Raw genomic sequence first — 15,583 nt, forward strand, 5'->3', positions numbered from 1 at the left:
CGCGGTCGAGAACATCCTGCTGCTGGTCTTCGGTCCCAACCCGCGCTCGGTCACCCTGCCCGGCAACGTCGGCGTCCCGATCCTGGGCGCCACCGTCGAGCTGTCCCGCATCTACGCGTTCGTCGGCGCGCTGATCCTCGTGGCAGGGTTCGCGCTGCTGCTGCAGCGCACCCGCATCGGCACCGAGATCCGCGCCGTAGCCGCCAACCCTGCCGGGGCGCGGCTCGTGGGCATCAACACCCGCACCATCTACATCGTCACCTTCGCCCTGGGATCCATGGCCTCCGGCGCGGCGGGCGTCCTGGTCTCGCCGTTCTCCACCATCGAGCCGACCGCCGGCACCATCTTCAACCTGACCGCCTTCGTCGTGGTCGTGCTCGGCGGGATGGGCAACATCCCCGGCGCGCTGGTGGGCGGGCTGGTCGTCGGGCTCACCGAGCAGTTGGCCGGGCTGATCTTCCCCGACCAGAGCCCGCTGCTGGCCGTCTTCATCGTCTTCATCGTCGTCCTCTTCCTGCGCCCCAAGGGAGTCTTCGGGAGGTCCTCATGACCAGCGTGGTCACCGCCACAGACACCAACGAAACGGTCGGCGCGGCGTCGTCCCTGGCCCGCGCGCGCCGCATCCCGCGCGACTACTACGCCCTCGCGGCGTTCGTGCTCCTCGCCGCCACGTTGCCGTTCTTCCTCACGGCCACCCACATGGCCATCGCCAACCGGGTGCTGATCTTCGCGATCATGGGCGTCGGCTGGAACATCATGGCCGGCTTCGGCGGCATGTTCTCCTTCGGCCATGCAGCCTTCTTCGGCGTCGGGGCCTACGCCACCGCGTTCTCCGTCGCCACGCTCAAGACCGGGCCCTGGGTCGGGCTGCTGATCGGCGTCGTCCTCGCGGTCGCCGCAGGCGTGGGCATCTCCTACCTGGCGCTGCGCTACAAGCTGACCGGGGCCTACTACACCATGTCCACCTTCGCGTTCGCCGAGGCGCTGCGGCTGTTCGTGCAGGGCAGCGAACCACTGAAGAAGACGGTCGGGATCACCATCCCGGTGAAGGCCGGGCAGTCGTTCGCCGACTTCCAGTTCAGCGCGGGATCGCCCTGGTACTACTGGATCGGTCTCGCCCTGCTGGGCCTGTGCCTGCTGGCCTCCATCGCCTTCCTCAACAGCCGCCACGGCCGCTTCACCCTGGCCGTGCGCGACAACGACCTGGCGGCCGCCGCCCTCGGCATCAACGTGCTGCGTTACAAGCTGCAGACCGTCGCCCTCTCGGCCGCGATCACCGCCGTCGCCGGGACCTTCTACGTGCAGTACTACATGTTCATCGACCCCCACCTCGCCTTCGGGGCGTCGGTGTCCAACGACGCCATCATCACCGCCGTCGTGGGCGGGACCGGAACCATCTGGGGGCCGGTCATCGGTGCCGTCGTGATGGCGCCCCTGTCCGATCTCGTGGCCGGCTGGCTGCGCCACCCGCCTGCCGGCTTCGAGTGGCTCTCAGGGCAGGGCGGTCTCGACATCGTGCTGTACGCCGTCATCCTCATCGCCGTCGTCACCCTGCTCCCCAAGGGCATCTACGGCACCATCGTCGAGCGCAGGAGGCAGAAGTGATCGTCTTGGAGGCGCACGCCCTCACCAAGAGCTTCAGCGGGCTTCAGGCGCTCAAGGGCGTCGATCTCGAGGTGGAGGAGGGGAAGATCCTCGGGATCATCGGCGCCAACGGCGCGGGCAAGACCACGCTGTTCAACTGCATCATGGGCGCCTTCCCTCCCACCTCCGGGACGGTGCTGCTCGAAGGACGCGACATCACCGGCATGCCCGCCCACCAGCTGGCCCGGCTCGGCATGGTGCGGACTTTCCAGCTGATGCGGCCCTTCCACACCATGACCGTGCTCGAAAACGTCGAGGTCGCGGCCATGAGCCGGGGCGCTCGCGGCGCAGCGGTGCGCGCCGAGGCTGTGGGCTCGATCGAGCGGACCGGCCTGTCCGAGTGGGCCGGCCATCAGTCCGGGCTGCTCCCCGCGGGGATGCAGAAGCGCCTCGAACTGGCCCGCGCCCTGGCGCTGCGGCCCCGCATCCTCCTGCTGGATGAGGTGCTGGCCGGGCTGGTGCCCTCCGAACGCGCCCCCGTCCTGGACCTGCTCTCCTCCCTGCGCCGGGACGAGGGCATGACCATGGTCTTCGTCGAGCACATCATGGCGGCCATCCGGGTCCTCAGCGACCACGTCGTGATGATGGATCAGGGCGCGGTCTTGGCGTCGGGCGACGCGCAGACCGTCTTGTCCGACCCTCATGTGATCGAGGCCTACCTCGGCAAGGAGCTCCCGCATGCTTGAACTGACGTCCGTCTCCAGCGGCTATCACGGGCTGGAGATCCTCCACGAGGTCAGCCTCACCGTCGGCCCGGCAGAGATCGTGGCCATCGTCGGGGCCAACGGGGCAGGCAAGTCCACCACCTTGAAGACGATCGTCGGCGAGGTGCGGGTGCAGTCCGGCTCGGTCCGCTACCAGGATCAGCCCGTCGGCTTCGGCAAGACCCATGCGCTGGCCCGTCGAGGACTCATGCTGGTCCCCGAGCATCGGGAACTGTTCGGCTCGCTCACCGTCATGGAGAACCTTCGCATGGGGGCGCGAGCGCGATCGGGACGGACCCGATTCGAGGAGGACTGGATCCTCGGCCTGTTCCCCATCCTGGCCGAGCGCCGCACCCAGCTGGCCGAGACCATGTCGGGCGGCCAACAGCAGATGCTGGCGATCGCGAGGGCCCTCATGTCGGCGCCGGAACTGCTGATGCTCGACGAACCCTCCACCGGGCTGTCGCCACTCCTGACCGAGGCGGTGTTCCGGGCCATCCCGGCCATCCGCGACGAGGGCGTCAGCATCCTCATCGTCGAGCAGAACGCCGGGCAGGTCCTGGCGATCGCCGACCGGGCCTACGTCCTGGAGTCGGGAAGCGTCGCCCTCGAGGGCGCAGCCTCCGAACTCGCCTCCGACGACCGGGTCCGCTCGGCCTACCTGGGAGGTTGAGCCGGCCATGCTGGACGCCGCCATCCTCGGGCTCTCCCGCTGGGCCGTGAGCCGCCGCTGGGAGAACCTTCCGGGCCCGGTCGCCGACGCGATCGGGCAGGAGCTCGCCGGACTGTTCGCCGTCATCTCCGGAGGGCAGGCCACCCCCGCGCAGCGCGCCCTGGTCGCCGCGTGGGCCCCGGAGCCCGGCCCCTGCACTCTCTTCGGCGCCGGGTCGGCGTCGGTCGAGGCGGCGGCCTGGCTCAACACGGTCGCCGGGGTCTGTCTGGAGCGCGACTCGGGCCACCGGCTGGCGAAGGGACATCCCGCCGCGCTGGCGATCCCCGCCGTCCTGGCGCTCGCCGAACAGCGCGGCACCGACGGCCCGAGCACCCTGACCGCCGCCGTGGTGGCCTACGAGGTCGCCGCCCGGCTCGGGCGGGCCACGTCGTATGAGCCCGACCATCACAACCACGGCTCCCTGGGGATCCCGGGGGCGGCAGCCGGGTGTGCGGTGCTGCTCGGGGTCGACGCCGAAGGGGTGGCGCGCGCCGTGCATGCCGCGCTGGCCTCCCCCGTGGCGTCCTTCTGGGGCGCGGCGTTGGCAGGCAGCCCGGTCCGCGATCAGTGGGCGGGGGCCGGGGCGCTCGCCGGTCTGGCGTCCGCCCGGCTGGCCGTCGCGGGGGAGACCCTCCCCGGGACCTGGCCGTCGCCCGCGGTCGGCTCGGTGGAGCCCGACGGGCTCGTGCCGACCGGCGACGACAGCGACCTGATGGTGGGCCACGGCTACGTCAAACGCCACTCCAGTTGCGCGTACACGCACGCCCCGGCCGACGCCGCCTTGCTGCTGCGCGCCGACCTGCTGGCGTCCGGAATCACGCCCGAGCGGATCCGCAGCATCGAGGTGGTCGCCTCACCCGCTGCGGTGCGACTGGACGCCACCAGCTGGACGACGCGGCACGGCGCCTACTTCTCCACACCGTTCGCGGTCGCCAGCGCCCTGCTGCACGGGGATGTCTCCTACGAGCGGTCCGCCCCCGACCAGGCCGCCAGGCTGGCACCGCTCGCCGCCCTGGTCCGGCTCCGGGAGGGGCCGCTGGCGACACCGGACGCCCGCCCTGCGACCGTCCGGGTCGTCACCGACACCGGTTCGGTCTACGAGGTCGCCGTGCCCCACAGCCTCGGCGACCGCGACCACTCCCCGTTCGACGCCGCCACCCACCACGACCTGCTGGCCGCCGCTCTCACCAGCGCCGGTCCGGCCCCCTTCGGCCCCGACCTCGTCGTCGACGTCGTCGCAGCCCTTCCCACCGCGGCGTCCGCCGCAACCGAGCTGGCCCGCCTCCGGCTGGCCGAACCAGAAAGGAAACCCTGATGACTGACTGGAATGCCGAGGTCGAGCGGATCCGGACGCTGCGGGCGGGTCGCACCAGGATCGGGCCGGGGACCTCTCCCGCCGTCGTGGTCGTCGACTTCCAGCGCGCCTTCACCGAGCACGACCAGGTGGGGGCGAGCACGGCGCCCGCGCTGGCCCGCACCCGGGAACTCCTGGAGGGGGCGCGCGCCGCCGGCGTCCCGGTGATCTACCTGGTCATGATCCTGGACGACCTCGACGATCGGATGCTCGCCCAGCGCGTCCGCTCCTCGCTGACCACCCGCTGCCTGCGCGGCGACCCCTGGACGGAGATCAGCCCGGTCGTGGGCCCCGTCGATGGCGACATCATCGTCGAGAAGACGGTCGCCTCCGGGTTCTACCGCACCCGACTCGACGACGTCGTCGCGGAACTGGGCATCGACGAGGTCATCATGGCGGGCACCTCGACGAGCGGCTGCGTGCGGGCCACCGTGGTGGACGCGGCCTACCGCAACCTGCGGGTCAGCGTCGTGGAGGAGTGCGTCGACGACTTCCGGACGTTGTCGGGTGAGGTGAGCCTGTGGGACATGCAGGACCGGTTCGGCGACGTCGTGACGCTGGCGTCGGTCCTGGAGCGGTTCGCGGACGCCCGCATAGGAGCCCGGTCGTGATCGAGAACAACGACCGGCTCGTCTATGAGCCGCTGCCCACGCGGCCCCAGGTCACGTGGCCGGACGGCAAGCTGGTCGCGGTCTGGCACGCGCCCAACGTCGAGCACTACGACTACATTCCGCCGGGCGGGGCCAGCCCGCAGGGCAGGGTGGCAGCGCCGGACGTCCAGCACTACATGCACCGCGCCTACGGCAACCGGGTGGGGTTCTGGCGGATGCTGCGGGCGATCGACACCTACGCGATCCCCAGCACCGTCTCGCTCAGCCTCACCCTCCTCGAAGACGACCCGGACATCCGGGAGGCGATGCGCGAGCGCGACTGGGAGGTCATGAGCCACGGCATCTCGAACCTGCGTCCCCTCTATGGGCTCACCCGGGAGGAGGAGGACGACTTCTTCCGGCAATCCCAGCTCCTGGCCACGACGTATTACGGCGGCCGGATGAAGGGGATGCTCGGCCCGAAGATCTCGGGCACGGACAACACCTGCGACCTCATGGTCGAGCACGGCTTCAGCTATCACGCCGACTGGATCCACGACGAGCAGCCCCGCCCGCTGCGGACGGCGTCCGGCGGGCGCCTCATCTCGATGCCGTACAGCTACATGCTCAACGACGTGCCGCTGCTGCACGCCAAGCACTACCCCAGCGACTACTTCGTCGCCATGGTGCGGGCCCAAATCGACCGGCTCCTCCGCGACGCCGAACGCGACGGCCAAGCCAGGGTGGCGTGCATCGCCACGCACCCGTTCCTGTCGGGACAACCCCACACCATCGGGGCGATCGAGCGCATCCTCGACTACGTGCGCGGGGACGACCGGCTCTGGGTGACCCGGGCCGGTGACATCGCCGAGCACTACCTCGCACACCACTACGACGCACAACTGGCGCACGCGACGCGCGCCGGAGAGGCCACGCGATGAGCATCGTCACCAACGCGGACGCCACCGTGTTCGCGCCCGGCCTGACGCCGGACCACGAGGCCGGACGCACCCCCTGGCCGCTGCCTTGGGGGCGCCGCCTGGCGGTCAGCCTGCTGGTGCACGCCCCCAGCTACCGCGACGTCGTGCCCGCCGACGCGGTGACGCCGTCCGCGATGCAGGGCGGCGTCGGCCGGGACACCTCCGAGCCGCGCCACGGACAGGTCGCGCGGCTGTCTCAGTGGGACTTCGGGCTCACGGTCGGCCTGTGGCGCCTGCTCGACATCGCCGAGCGGGCCGGGGTGCCCGCTGCCGTGGCCCTGGACGCGGACGGCGTGACCACGCGTCCGGGCCTCGCACAGCAGGCGGCTGTCCGGGCGGGCGAGGTCGTGGCCCGCGGCCGCGCCGCCAACATCCTGCTGCACCCGGGAATGACCGAGGAACAGGAACGCGACTACCTCACTGGCAGCCGGGAGGCCGTCGCCGAGGCGGCCGGGCGCCCGGTCGGGGGCTGGTTCTCCCCCGAGCGGGCGCAGACGCCGCGCACGACCGCCCTGCTGACGGCGTCCGGGTTCTCCTGGTTCGGCGACTGGCCGGTCGACGAGCGCCCGCTGCGGCTGGGCGAGGACAGCGCGAGTCTGACCGCGGTGCCGTTCGGCCTGGAGACCGAGGACATGTTCGCGCTGTATGCCCGCGGGCTGCCGTTCCCCGACTACCACCGGCTGCTCGACGAGACGATCGACCGGCTCGTCGCCGACGCCGAGGTGGTCGGCGGACGTTTCCTGGGCCTGAGCTGGTTCGGCTGGGTGCTCGGCCAGGCCTGTTTCGCCGACGTCGCCGAGCACGTGCTCACCCGCCTGGCCAAGCACCCCGATGTTGCCCTGCTGCTGCCGGGCGAGGCGGCGGGCCTCGCGGGCGCACGGTGATGACCCGGACGTCGGAGGAACGCGTGCGGACTCCCGCCGGACTCCCCGCTGCGATGAGCTGGGCGCTGGGATCGGGAACGATCCTGCAGGGGTTGAACTCGGCCATCCTGGCGGTGGCGCTGGTGTCCATCGGCAACCAGTTCGGGCATGGCCCGGCCATGGCGTGGGTCGTCTCGGCGCTGTACCTGTCGGCCGCGGTGAGTTCCCCCACAGGGGGGCGGCTCGCCGACCTCTACGGCCCCCGACGCCTCTACCTCACGGGGCTGATGATCACCCTGCTGGCCTCCGTGCTGGGCCCCTTCGCGCCCTCGCTGGAGTGGCTGGTCGCCGACCGGCTGCTCCTGGGGATGGGAACGGCCCTGCAGTTCCCGACGGCCATGGCGATCATCCGGCAGCAGGCCGAACGGCTGGACGCGAATCCGTCCGGGGCACTCGGGGTCATCGCGGTGTGCGGCCAGACCACGGCCGCCCTGGGGCCCAGCGTCGGCGGGCCGATCGTCGTGCTGTGGGGCTGGCAGGCCATCTTCTGGGTCAACGTCCCCATGGTGGCCAACTCACTGTTCTGGGTGCTGCGTCACGTCCCGCCGGATCCGGCCCGGACGCGGACCGGGCTGCGCTCGACGCTGCGCGCGCTCGATCCGGTCGGACTGGTGCTCTTCGTCGTCACGCTGACGCTGCTGATGCTGGGCCTGCTGTCGCTCGAACAAGGCGGCGCGTGGGGCTGGTTCGCAGGCGCCGTGGCGGCGGGGATCGTGCTGGTGACCTGGTCGGTGCGGTACCCGTCGCCGTTCCTGGACGTCCGGCTGCTGTCCGGCAACCCTCTGCTGTGGCGCACCTGCGTGCGGGCCATCGTCACCTACGTGTCCTTCTACACGATCTTCTACGGCCTGCCCCAGTGGCTGGAGGCCTCCCGCGGGTTGGATCCGGCCCAGGCGGGGCTGCTCATGTTCCCGGTGTTCGGGGTGGGCGCCCTGTCGACGCTGGTGGCGTCGCGCCTGGGATCGCGCGTCTCTCCCCGTGTCCTGCTGCTCGTCGGTTCGCTGGCGATGGTGATCGCCGGGACGCTGGCCGCCACCGTGGTGGGCACCGACGCCCCCATCTGGCTGCTGGTCCTCGTCGGCGCCTTGTGCGGCCTGCCCAACGGTTTCAACAACCTCGGCAACCAGCTCATCCTCCACGCGTCGGTCCACGGCGAGCAGGCGGGGGTGGCCAGCGGCCTGTATCGCACCTCCCAGTACATCGGGGCGGCGCTGGCGGCCGTCCTGGCGGCGAGCGCCCTCACGCCGGGACGCGGCGACGGGGGCATCGCGATCCTGGGATGCAGCATCGCCGTTCTGGGTGGCTGCCTGCTGCTGGCCGCGGTCGTGGCGCTGGTGCGCGGGAGGTCGGCATGAGCGCCCTGTTCACCCCGTTGACGCTGGCCGGCACGACGCTGGCGAACCGGGCCTGGGTCTCGCCGATGTGCATGGACGCCTGCGAGGACGGCTCCGGCGAGGTCACCGCCTGGCACGCCGCCCACTACGCGCAGTTCGCCCTTGGCGGGGCCGGTCTCGTGCTGACCGAGGCGACCGCGGTCACGCCCGAGGGACGGGTGACCCCGCAGGACGCGGGGCTCTGGTCGGACGCCCACGTGACGCCGTGGCGTCAGGTGACCGACGCGGTGCACGCCTGTGGCGGCCGCATCGGCGTCCAGCTGGCGCACGCCGGACGCAAGGGCGGCAAGTATCGCGGACTGCCCGGGGAGGCCGAGCACGGCCGCAGCGTCCCGCTCGCCCTCGGCGGGTGGCGGACGCTGGGCGCGAGCGGGGAGCCCTTCGGCCGCTACGATGCGCCGGCGGCGGCGACCGATGCCGACCTGCACGCCGTGGTCGCCGGCTTCGCCGAGGCGGCCGGTCGCGCCCGGCGGGCCGGGTTCGACGTGATCGAACTGCACGCGGCCCACGGCTATCTGCTGCACGAGTTCCTCTCCCCGGTGACGAACCGGCGCACGGACGCCTGGGGTGGGTCGACTCAGGGGCGCGAGACACTGCTGATGGCGGTCGTCGCGGCGGTGCGGGAGGTCTGGGACGGGCCCCTGCTGGTCCGGGTCTCGGCCGCGGATGTGGCTCCCGGCGGGCTCGGCCACGAAGACACTGCCGGGCTCGCGCTGCGACTCGCGGCGCGCGGGGTCGACCTGGTGGACTGCTCCTCGGGCGGGCTGGTCGCCGGGGCGGAGTACCCCGAGACGCCCGGGTACCAGGTCGAGGGCGCGGCGGCCGTCCGCGCCGCGGGGGTGCCGAGCGCCGCCGTCGGCCTGATCACTGAGGCCGCCGCGGCTGAGGAGATCCTGGCCCGCGGCCAGGCCGACGCGATCCTGTTGGGGCGCGCCATGCTCCGCGACCCCCATTGGGCGCGGCGCGCCGCCCTCGAACTGGGCGATTCCCAGGGCCCGGCCGAGCCCCGCTACCACCGCGCCTATCGGCGCACGGTGCTCGACGCCTAGCGGCGCGGGCGCGACGGCGCTCCGCAGGGGGACCCCGGTAGGCTCGGGCCTTGTGAAGTACGTCTCCACCCGCGGCGCCGCCGACGCGCCCGCCCGCTCGTTCAGCGACATCCTCCTGGAGGGCCTCGCGCCCGACGGCGGGCTGTACGTCCCGCAGAGCTACCCGCGCATCGACGCGACGACCCTGGCGTCCTGGCGGGAGATCCAGGCCACGCAGGGCTACGCGGGGCTGGCGGCGGCCGTGCTGGGGCTGTTCATCGGAGACATCCCTGCCGACGACCTGCGGGCCCTGTGCGAGCGCGCCTACACCGCGGCGGCGTTCGGGGACGCCCGGGTCGTCGGCGTCACCGACCTGACCGGCGGGATCGAGCTGGGCCACCTGTCGAATGGGCCCACGGCCGCGTTCAAGGACATGGCGATGCAGTTGCTCGGGCAACTGTTCGAATACGAGCTGGAGCGCCGCGACACCACCCTCACGATCGTGGGCGCGACCAGCGGCGACACCGGCTCGGCCGCCGAGCACGCCATGCTGGGCAAGGGCCGCGTCACGGTGTTCATGCTGACCCCGCGGGGGAGGATGAGCCCGTTCCAGCAGGCGCAGATGTTCAGCATCGACGATCCGGCCATCGTCAACATCGCCGTCGAGGGCGTCTTCGACGACTGCCAGGATCTCGTCAAGACCGTCAACGCCGACGCCGCCTTCAAGGCCGCCCACCACATCGGCGCGGTGAACTCCATCAACTGGGCCCGCGTCGTCGCGCAGGTCGTCTATTACGTGGCCCTCTACCTGGATGCCACCACCTCCGATGAGCACCGCGTCAGCTTCGCCGTCCCGAGCGGGAACTTCGGCAACATCTGCGCCGGGCATGTCGCCCGCGAGATGGGGCTGCCGATCGACCGCCTGGTGCTGGCCACCAACGAGAACAACGTGCTGGCGGAGTTCTTCGCCACGGGCGTGTACCGGGTGCGCGGCTCGGCGGAGACGCACGCCACGTCCAGCCCGTCGATGGACATCTCCAAGGCGTCCAACTTCGAGCGCTTCATCTTCGACCTGCTCGGTCGCGACGGCGCGCTGGTGCGACGCCTGTTCGGCGAGGAGTTGGCCGCCACTGGGCGCATCGACCTGTCCGGCACCCCCGAGTTCGCCGCCCTGGGCGAGCGTTACGGCTTCGTGGCGGGCACCTCCACCCACGCCGACCGGCTGGACACCATCGCCGCCGAGGCGGCCCGCACCGGGGTGGTCATCGACCCGCACACCGCCGACGGCGTGACGGTGGCCCGGCGGCTGCTGGCCGCAGGCGAGGTCGAGCCCCCCGTCATCGTGCTGGAGACGGCGCTGCCGGTGAAGTTCTCCGCGACGATCGTGGAGGCGCTCGGCCACGACATCGAGCGTCCCGCGGCGTTCGCAGGGCTGGAGAACCTGCCCCGTCACGTGATCGACCTGCCCAACGACGCCGACGCTCTCAAGTCGTTGATCGAGGCTGCGCTCGCGGAAGGGGAGCCGGTCGCCTGAGCAGCGCCGCACCGACACGGCGACGGCCTCCCCGCAGACTGTGGGGAGGCCGTCGCGTTGCTGGCTGCTACAGGACGGTCCAGGTGTCCGGCCCGGCCACCAGGCGCTGCAGGGAGGTGACCCGGTCGGCGGGCATGTGCACCTGGTTGCGGGCCTCGTCGTCGAACACCGGACGCGCCACGTCGCGCAGGACGCCGACCGGCGACAGCGACAGCCCCTGGGTGTCGGTGAGCTGAGAGAGCTGGAAGGCCAGCGTCGCGTCGTGCGCGTGCGCGTCGTGGACGACCAGGTCGCCCGGCTCGACGTCGCTGACCGCGCTGACGCCGAGTGAGCCGTTGGGCTTGCGGACGACGCCCAGCTCGCCCCCGGCGAAGGTGATCGGCTCGCCGTGGACCAGCGGGATGATCGCCGAAGACTCGGGGGTCTTGAGGCCCTCGAACGCGCCGTCGTTGAAGATCGGGCAGTTCTGGTAGATCTCGACGATGGACGCGCCCCGGTGGTTGATCGCGGCGGTCAGCACCTCGGTGAGCTGCTTGCGGTCCGAATCCAGCGCCCGGGCCACGAAGGAGGCCTCGGCGCCCAGGGCCAGCGTCAGCGGGTTGAACGGGTGGTCCACCGAGCCGACGGGGGACGACTTGGTGACCTTTCCGGTCTCCGAGGTGGGGGAGAACTGCCCCTTGGTGAGCCCGTAGATGCGGTTGTTGAACAGCATGATCGTGATGTTCACGTTGCGGCGCAGCGCGTGGATGAGGTGGTTACCGCCGATGCTCAGCGCGTCGCCGTCGCCGGTCACGACCCACACCGCCAGGTCGGGCCGGGTCAGAGCCACGCCGGTCGCGATCGCCGGGGCGCGGCCGTGAATCGAGTGCATGCCGTAGGTGTCGAGGTAGTACGGGAACCGCGACGAGCAGCCGATTCCGGACACGACGACGGTGTTCTCCCGCTTGACGCCCAGTTGCGGCATCAACGATTGGAACGCTGCCAGCACGGCGTAGTCGCCGCAGCCGGGGCACCAGCGCACTTCTTGGTCGGAGACGAACTCCTTGCGGTTGAGTGGCGTGATCGCCAGGGGCACGCCGGACAGTCCGGTGCTCATCGGGCCTCCTCTGCATCGATGACGTCGATCAGGTACGGCGCCAGTTCGGCGGGGCTGATCGGCAACCCCCGCACTCGACTGTAGGACTGCACATCAACCAGGTAGCGGGCCCGCAGGATCATCGCCATCTGCCCCAGGTTCATCTCGGGGACGATGACGCGTGGGTAGGCGCGCAGCACGTCGCCGGTGTTGGCAGGCAGCGGGTTGAGGTGACGCAGATGTGCAGTGGCGACCTTGCGGCCGGTGTCGCGGACGCGCCGGGCTCCCGCCGCGATGGGACCCCACGTCGACCCCCAACCGAGCACCAGCACGTCGGCGTCGCCGTCCGGGTCGTCGACGACGAGGTCGGGGACGTCCGCGACGATCCCGTCGACCTTCGCCTGACGCGCCCGGACCATGAGTTCGTGGTTGTCGGGGGCGTAGCTGACGTTGCCCGTCTTGTCGGCCTTCTCGATGCCGCCGATGCGGTGCTCCAGTCCGGGCGTCCCGGGGACGGCCCACGGCCGGGCCCCGCGTTCGTCGCGCAGGTAGGGCAGGAAAGTGCCGTCCGGGCCGTTCGGCTCGGTGGCGAAGGCGGGATCGATCGGGGGCAGCGACGCGATGTCGGGCAGCAGCCACGGCTCGGCGCCGTTGGCCAGGTACCCGTCGGTCAGCAGGATCACCGGTGTCCGGTAGGTGAGTGCGATCCGCACCGCCTCGATGGCGGCGTCGAAGCAGTCGGCGGGCGACTGGGCGGCGATGACGTGCAGCGGCGCCTCGCCGTGGCGTCCGAACATCGCCTGCAGGAGGTCCGCCTGCTCGGTCTTGGTCGGCATCCCGGTGGCGGGCCCGGCGCGCTGAATGTCGCAGATCACCAGCGGCTGCTCCAGCATGACGGCCAGCGAGATGGTCTCGCTCTTGAGTGCCATGCCCGGCCCGGAGGTGGAGGTGACGCCCAGGTGGCCCGCGTAGGAGGCGCCCAGCGCCGCACCGACCGCGGCGATCTCGTCCTCGGCCTGGAAGGTCGTGACGCCTTCGTCCTTGGCCTTGCTCAGTTCGTGCAGCACATCGGAGGCGGGCGTGATCGGGTAGGCGCCCAGGAACAGCGGCAGCCCGGAGGCCACCGAACCGGCGATCAGGCCCAGCGCCAACGCCTTGTTACCGGTGATCTGCCGGTACGTGCCCGGTAGGGCCGGGGCCGCGGCGACCTCGAAGCGGACGGCGAACGTCTCGGTGGTCTCGCCGAAGGCGTGCCCGGCGAGGAAGGCGGCCTTGTTCGAGTCGCGGATCTCCGGTTTGCCGCCGAACTTGCGATCCAGGAATTCCAGCGTGTGTTCGACCGGACGCGTGAACAGCCAGGTCAGCAACCCCAGCGCGAACATGTTCTTGGCGCGGGAGGCTTCCTTGCGGCCCAACTTGAACTGCTCGACCGACCCGACCGTCAGGCCGGTCAGGTCGATGGAGTGCAGTTGGTAGTCGACCAGCGAGCCGTCGGTGAGTGGGTCGGCCGCGTAGCCGACCTTGGCCAGGTTGCGCTTGGTGAACTCGTGGGCGTCGGCGATGATGACGCCGCCCCGCTTGAGGTCGCCGAGGTTCGCCTTCAGCGCCGCCGGGTTCATCGCCACCAGGACGTCGGGGGCATCACCGGGCGTCTTGATGTCGGTGTCGGCGAAGTGCAGCTGGAAACTCGACACGCCCGCCACGGTTCCCTGGGGGGCGCGGATCTCGGCGGGAAAGTTCGGCAGGGTCGCGAAGTCGTTGCCGAGGCTGGCGGTGTCGGAGGTGAACCGATCACCGGTGAGTTGCATCCCGTCGCCGGAGTCCCCGGCGAAGCGGATGACGACACGGTCGAGGGATTGGACATCGGTCACGGCGGACGGCCTCATTCTTCTCTGATCAGACTGACTCGACCCCCCACCCTAGTAGCTCGGCCAACCAGGGACGGACGACTCTGGGCCGGGGTTGCCGGGCGGCGCCGGTCGCCCGCGCGTGTTGGATACGCTGACTCTCAACCGTGACAGGCAAGGAGGACGGCCGTGAGCGGGTTCGCAGGTTGGGTGCGCGCCCGGTGGCAGGACTTCGTTCGTGCCATCCGGCTGGCGCCGGTGCGCCTGGGACTCCTCGGCACCGTCCTGCTGGTCGTCGGCTCACTGTCGCCGGCCTACCTGCCCCAGGCCAGCCCCTACTGGCCGGTGATGCGGGCGCTCGGCCTGGACACCGCCTGGGCGCGCGTCATGGCCACCGTGCTCGTCATCGGTGCCGTCGGCCTGCTGATCATCGCCTGGTACCGGCTGCGTCCCGCGGTCTACCACGACGTGAAGCCGTGGGCGATCCTGTGCTGGTGGGCGATACCGCTCATCGCGGCGCCCCCGATCTTCAGCCACGACGCCTACTCTTACGCCGCTCAAGGCTGGCTGATCGAGAACGGGCTGAACCCGTACGAGGTCTCGCCCAGCGTCCTGCCCGGCACGTTCGCCGACCAGGTGGCGTGGCTGTGGCGCTACACCCCGGCCCCCTACGGCCCGCTCGCCTTGACGCTGGCGCACTGGCTGGACCAACTCGCCGGCTTCAACCCGTACTACTCGGCGGTCGCCCAGCGCATCCCGGCCCTGATCGGCGTCGCGCTGATCGTGCACTATCTGCCCCGGATCGCCCGCCAGATCGGCATCGACCCGCATCAGACGGCGTGGTTCTCCGCGATCAACCCGCTCCTGGTCATCGACCTCATCGGCGGTGCGCACAACGACGCCCTCATGCTGGGCATGGTCGTGCTGGCGATCTCCTGGGCGTACAAGGGCTGGCATTGGCCCGCGGTCGTCGCACTCGGGGTCGGCATGGCCGTCAAGCAGCCGGCGGTTCTGGCCGCCTTCCCGGTGGCGGTGATCGGCAGTTCGTGGGCGTCGTGGCGGTGGCGGGACCTGGTCCGCTTCCTGCCCCGCGCCCTCACCACGCTGGGAGGCGTCCTGGCCGTGTTCGCCGGTATCTCGTGGGCGACCGGGCTGGGGTTCGGCTGGCTGAACGCCGTCAGCGTCCCCGGCATGATCGTCACGCTGGCCCCGTTCAGCCTGATCGGGTGGGTGTGCCAGCAGGTCTTCCTGGCGCTGGGCATGACCACGGCGGCCGCCTCCGTCATCCCACTCCTGCAGTCCATCAGCCTCGGCATCGCGGCGGTGCTCATGGTGTGGCTTGCGATCCGCTTCGGACGCACCGAGCCCTTGCGGTTCCTGGCCTGGGCGTACCTGGCGTTCGCGGTGTTCGGCCCGGCCCTGCACACCTGGTACCTGCTGTGGGGGGCTCTCTTCCTCCCGCTGGCGAAGGTCAGCGAGCGAGTGCTGCGCACGGCCGCGGCCGTCACCTCGGTCCTGCTCGTTTACGGGGCGGGGAACCTCGCCTGGCGCAACAGCGAGATCGCGATCGCGCTGGCGGGTGTTGCCGCAGGTGGGGCGTGGATCATCCTGCGCCGCCGCGCCCAGGCCGTCGCCTCGGCCTAGGCTGGAGCCGAATCCGGCGGCGCTCGATGGCGTCCGCCCTGCGACCCACCAGGAGACGACATGGCCGAACCCGAACTGCTCACCGAGGTGGTGGAGGGCGTGGGGGTGCTCCGCCTGAACCGTCCCGCCGCGATCAACGCGCTGACCGTCTCGA

Annotated in this window: 14 protein-coding genes; 12 read left to right on the plus strand and 2 right to left on the minus strand. The window is 71.2% G+C overall.

The features are described 5' to 3' along the window. The 11 genes from V7E09_RS10110 to thrC form a co-directional block, all read left to right on the plus strand. A partial coding sequence (locus V7E09_RS10110; protein WP_324523336.1) for a branched-chain amino acid ABC transporter permease occupies positions 1–550 on the plus strand: 550 nt, incomplete at its 5' end. Next, complete coding sequence (locus V7E09_RS10115) at positions 547–1,605, plus strand: branched-chain amino acid ABC transporter permease (RefSeq protein WP_324509587.1); 1,059 nt, start codon at positions 547–549, stop codon at positions 1,603–1,605. The genes V7E09_RS10110 and V7E09_RS10115, both read left to right, overlap by 4 nt. Then, positions 1,602–2,330, plus strand: a complete 729-nt coding sequence (locus V7E09_RS10120; protein ID WP_324509586.1) for an ABC transporter ATP-binding protein — start codon at positions 1,602–1,604, stop codon at positions 2,328–2,330. Before V7E09_RS10115 ends, V7E09_RS10120 begins: the two co-directional genes overlap by 4 nt. Continuing rightward, on the plus strand, positions 2,323–3,021 hold the full coding sequence (locus V7E09_RS10125; RefSeq protein WP_324509585.1) for an ABC transporter ATP-binding protein: 699 nt from the start codon (positions 2,323–2,325) through the stop codon (positions 3,019–3,021). The genes V7E09_RS10120 and V7E09_RS10125 overlap by 8 nt, the downstream gene beginning before the upstream one ends. A gap of 7 nt (positions 3,022–3,028) precedes the next feature. Next, positions 3,029–4,375 (plus strand): MmgE/PrpD family protein, encoded by a 1,347-nt coding sequence (locus tag V7E09_RS10130; RefSeq protein WP_324523337.1) that lies wholly within the window; start codon positions 3,029–3,031, stop codon positions 4,373–4,375. Further along, on the plus strand, positions 4,375–5,025 hold the full coding sequence (locus tag V7E09_RS10135; protein WP_324509583.1) for a cysteine hydrolase family protein: 651 nt from the start codon (positions 4,375–4,377) through the stop codon (positions 5,023–5,025). The genes V7E09_RS10130 and V7E09_RS10135 overlap by 1 nt, the downstream gene beginning before the upstream one ends. Next, complete coding sequence (locus tag V7E09_RS10140; RefSeq protein WP_324509582.1) at positions 5,022–5,945, plus strand: polysaccharide deacetylase family protein; 924 nt, start codon at positions 5,022–5,024, stop codon at positions 5,943–5,945. Before V7E09_RS10135 ends, V7E09_RS10140 begins: the two co-directional genes overlap by 4 nt. Then, on the plus strand, positions 5,942–6,868 hold the full coding sequence (locus V7E09_RS10145) for a hypothetical protein (protein ID WP_324509581.1): 927 nt from the start codon (positions 5,942–5,944) through the stop codon (positions 6,866–6,868). Before V7E09_RS10140 ends, V7E09_RS10145 begins: the two co-directional genes overlap by 4 nt. Before the next feature lie 23 nt (positions 6,869–6,891). Next, a complete protein-coding gene (locus V7E09_RS10150; protein ID WP_324509580.1) occupies positions 6,892–8,262 on the plus strand; it encodes an MFS transporter in 1,371 nt (456 codons plus the stop codon). Beyond that, positions 8,259–9,350: an oxidoreductase gene (locus V7E09_RS10155; RefSeq protein ID WP_324523338.1), complete on the plus strand. Its 1,092-nt coding sequence runs from the start codon at positions 8,259–8,261 to the stop codon at positions 9,348–9,350. Before V7E09_RS10150 ends, V7E09_RS10155 begins: the two co-directional genes overlap by 4 nt. 52 nt (positions 9,351–9,402) lie before the next feature. Beyond that, entirely contained in the window at positions 9,403–10,863 is a 1,461-nt protein-coding gene (gene thrC, locus V7E09_RS10160; RefSeq protein WP_324509578.1) for a threonine synthase, read from the plus strand. A gap of 67 nt (positions 10,864–10,930) precedes the next feature. On the opposite strand, the gene V7E09_RS10165 is transcribed toward thrC, so the two are convergent. Both V7E09_RS10165 and V7E09_RS10170 read right to left on the minus strand, forming a co-directional pair. Then, on the minus strand, positions 10,931–11,959 hold the full coding sequence (locus V7E09_RS10165; protein ID WP_324509577.1) for a 2-oxoacid:ferredoxin oxidoreductase subunit beta: 1,029 nt from the start codon (positions 11,957–11,959) through the stop codon (positions 10,931–10,933). After that, positions 11,956–13,824 carry a 2-oxoacid:acceptor oxidoreductase subunit alpha gene (locus V7E09_RS10170; protein WP_442956871.1) on the minus strand — a complete coding sequence of 623 codons (1,869 nt, stop codon included), beginning with the start codon at positions 13,822–13,824 and terminating at the stop codon, positions 11,956–11,958. Before V7E09_RS10170 ends, V7E09_RS10165 begins: the two co-directional genes overlap by 4 nt. A 150-nt stretch (positions 13,825–13,974) precedes the next feature. On the opposite strand from V7E09_RS10170, the gene mptB reads away from it, so the two are divergent. After that, the gene (mptB, locus tag V7E09_RS10175) at positions 13,975–15,429 is read left to right on the plus strand and encodes a polyprenol phosphomannose-dependent alpha 1,6 mannosyltransferase MptB (protein WP_324523339.1); all 1,455 of its coding nucleotides are present in this window, start codon (positions 13,975–13,977) and stop codon (positions 15,427–15,429) included. Positions 15,430–15,583: the final 154 nt, after the last annotated feature.

The sequence above is a fragment of the Propioniciclava sp. genome (assembly GCF_036744435.1).
In the GTDB taxonomy this organism is placed as follows: Bacteria; Actinomycetota; Actinomycetes; order Propionibacteriales; family Propionibacteriaceae; genus Propioniciclava.

What these genes read in the sequence shown, in the direction of transcription:
- V7E09_RS10115 (WP_324509587.1), top strand. Translation starts at nt 547, where the DNA reads ATGACCAGCGTGGTCACCGCCACAGACACCAACGAAACGGTCGGCGCG.
- V7E09_RS10125 (WP_324509585.1), top strand. Translation starts at nt 2,323, where the DNA reads ATGCTTGAACTGACGTCCGTCTCCAGCGGCTATCACGGGCTGGAGATC.
- V7E09_RS10130 (WP_324523337.1), top strand. Translation starts at nt 3,029, where the DNA reads ATGCTGGACGCCGCCATCCTCGGGCTCTCCCGCTGGGCCGTGAGCCGC.
- V7E09_RS10135 (WP_324509583.1), top strand. Translation starts at nt 4,375, where the DNA reads ATGACTGACTGGAATGCCGAGGTCGAGCGGATCCGGACGCTGCGGGCG.
- V7E09_RS10145 (WP_324509581.1), top strand. Translation starts at nt 5,942, where the DNA reads ATGAGCATCGTCACCAACGCGGACGCCACCGTGTTCGCGCCCGGCCTG.
- V7E09_RS10155 (WP_324523338.1), top strand. Translation starts at nt 8,259, where the DNA reads ATGAGCGCCCTGTTCACCCCGTTGACGCTGGCCGGCACGACGCTGGCG.
- V7E09_RS10165 (WP_324509577.1), bottom strand. Translation starts at nt 11,959, where the DNA reads ATGAGCACCGGACTGTCCGGCGTGCCCCTGGCGATCACGCCACTCAAC.
- V7E09_RS10170 (WP_442956871.1), bottom strand. Translation starts at nt 13,824, where the DNA reads ATGAGGCCGTCCGCCGTGACCGATGTCCAATCCCTCGACCGTGTCGTC.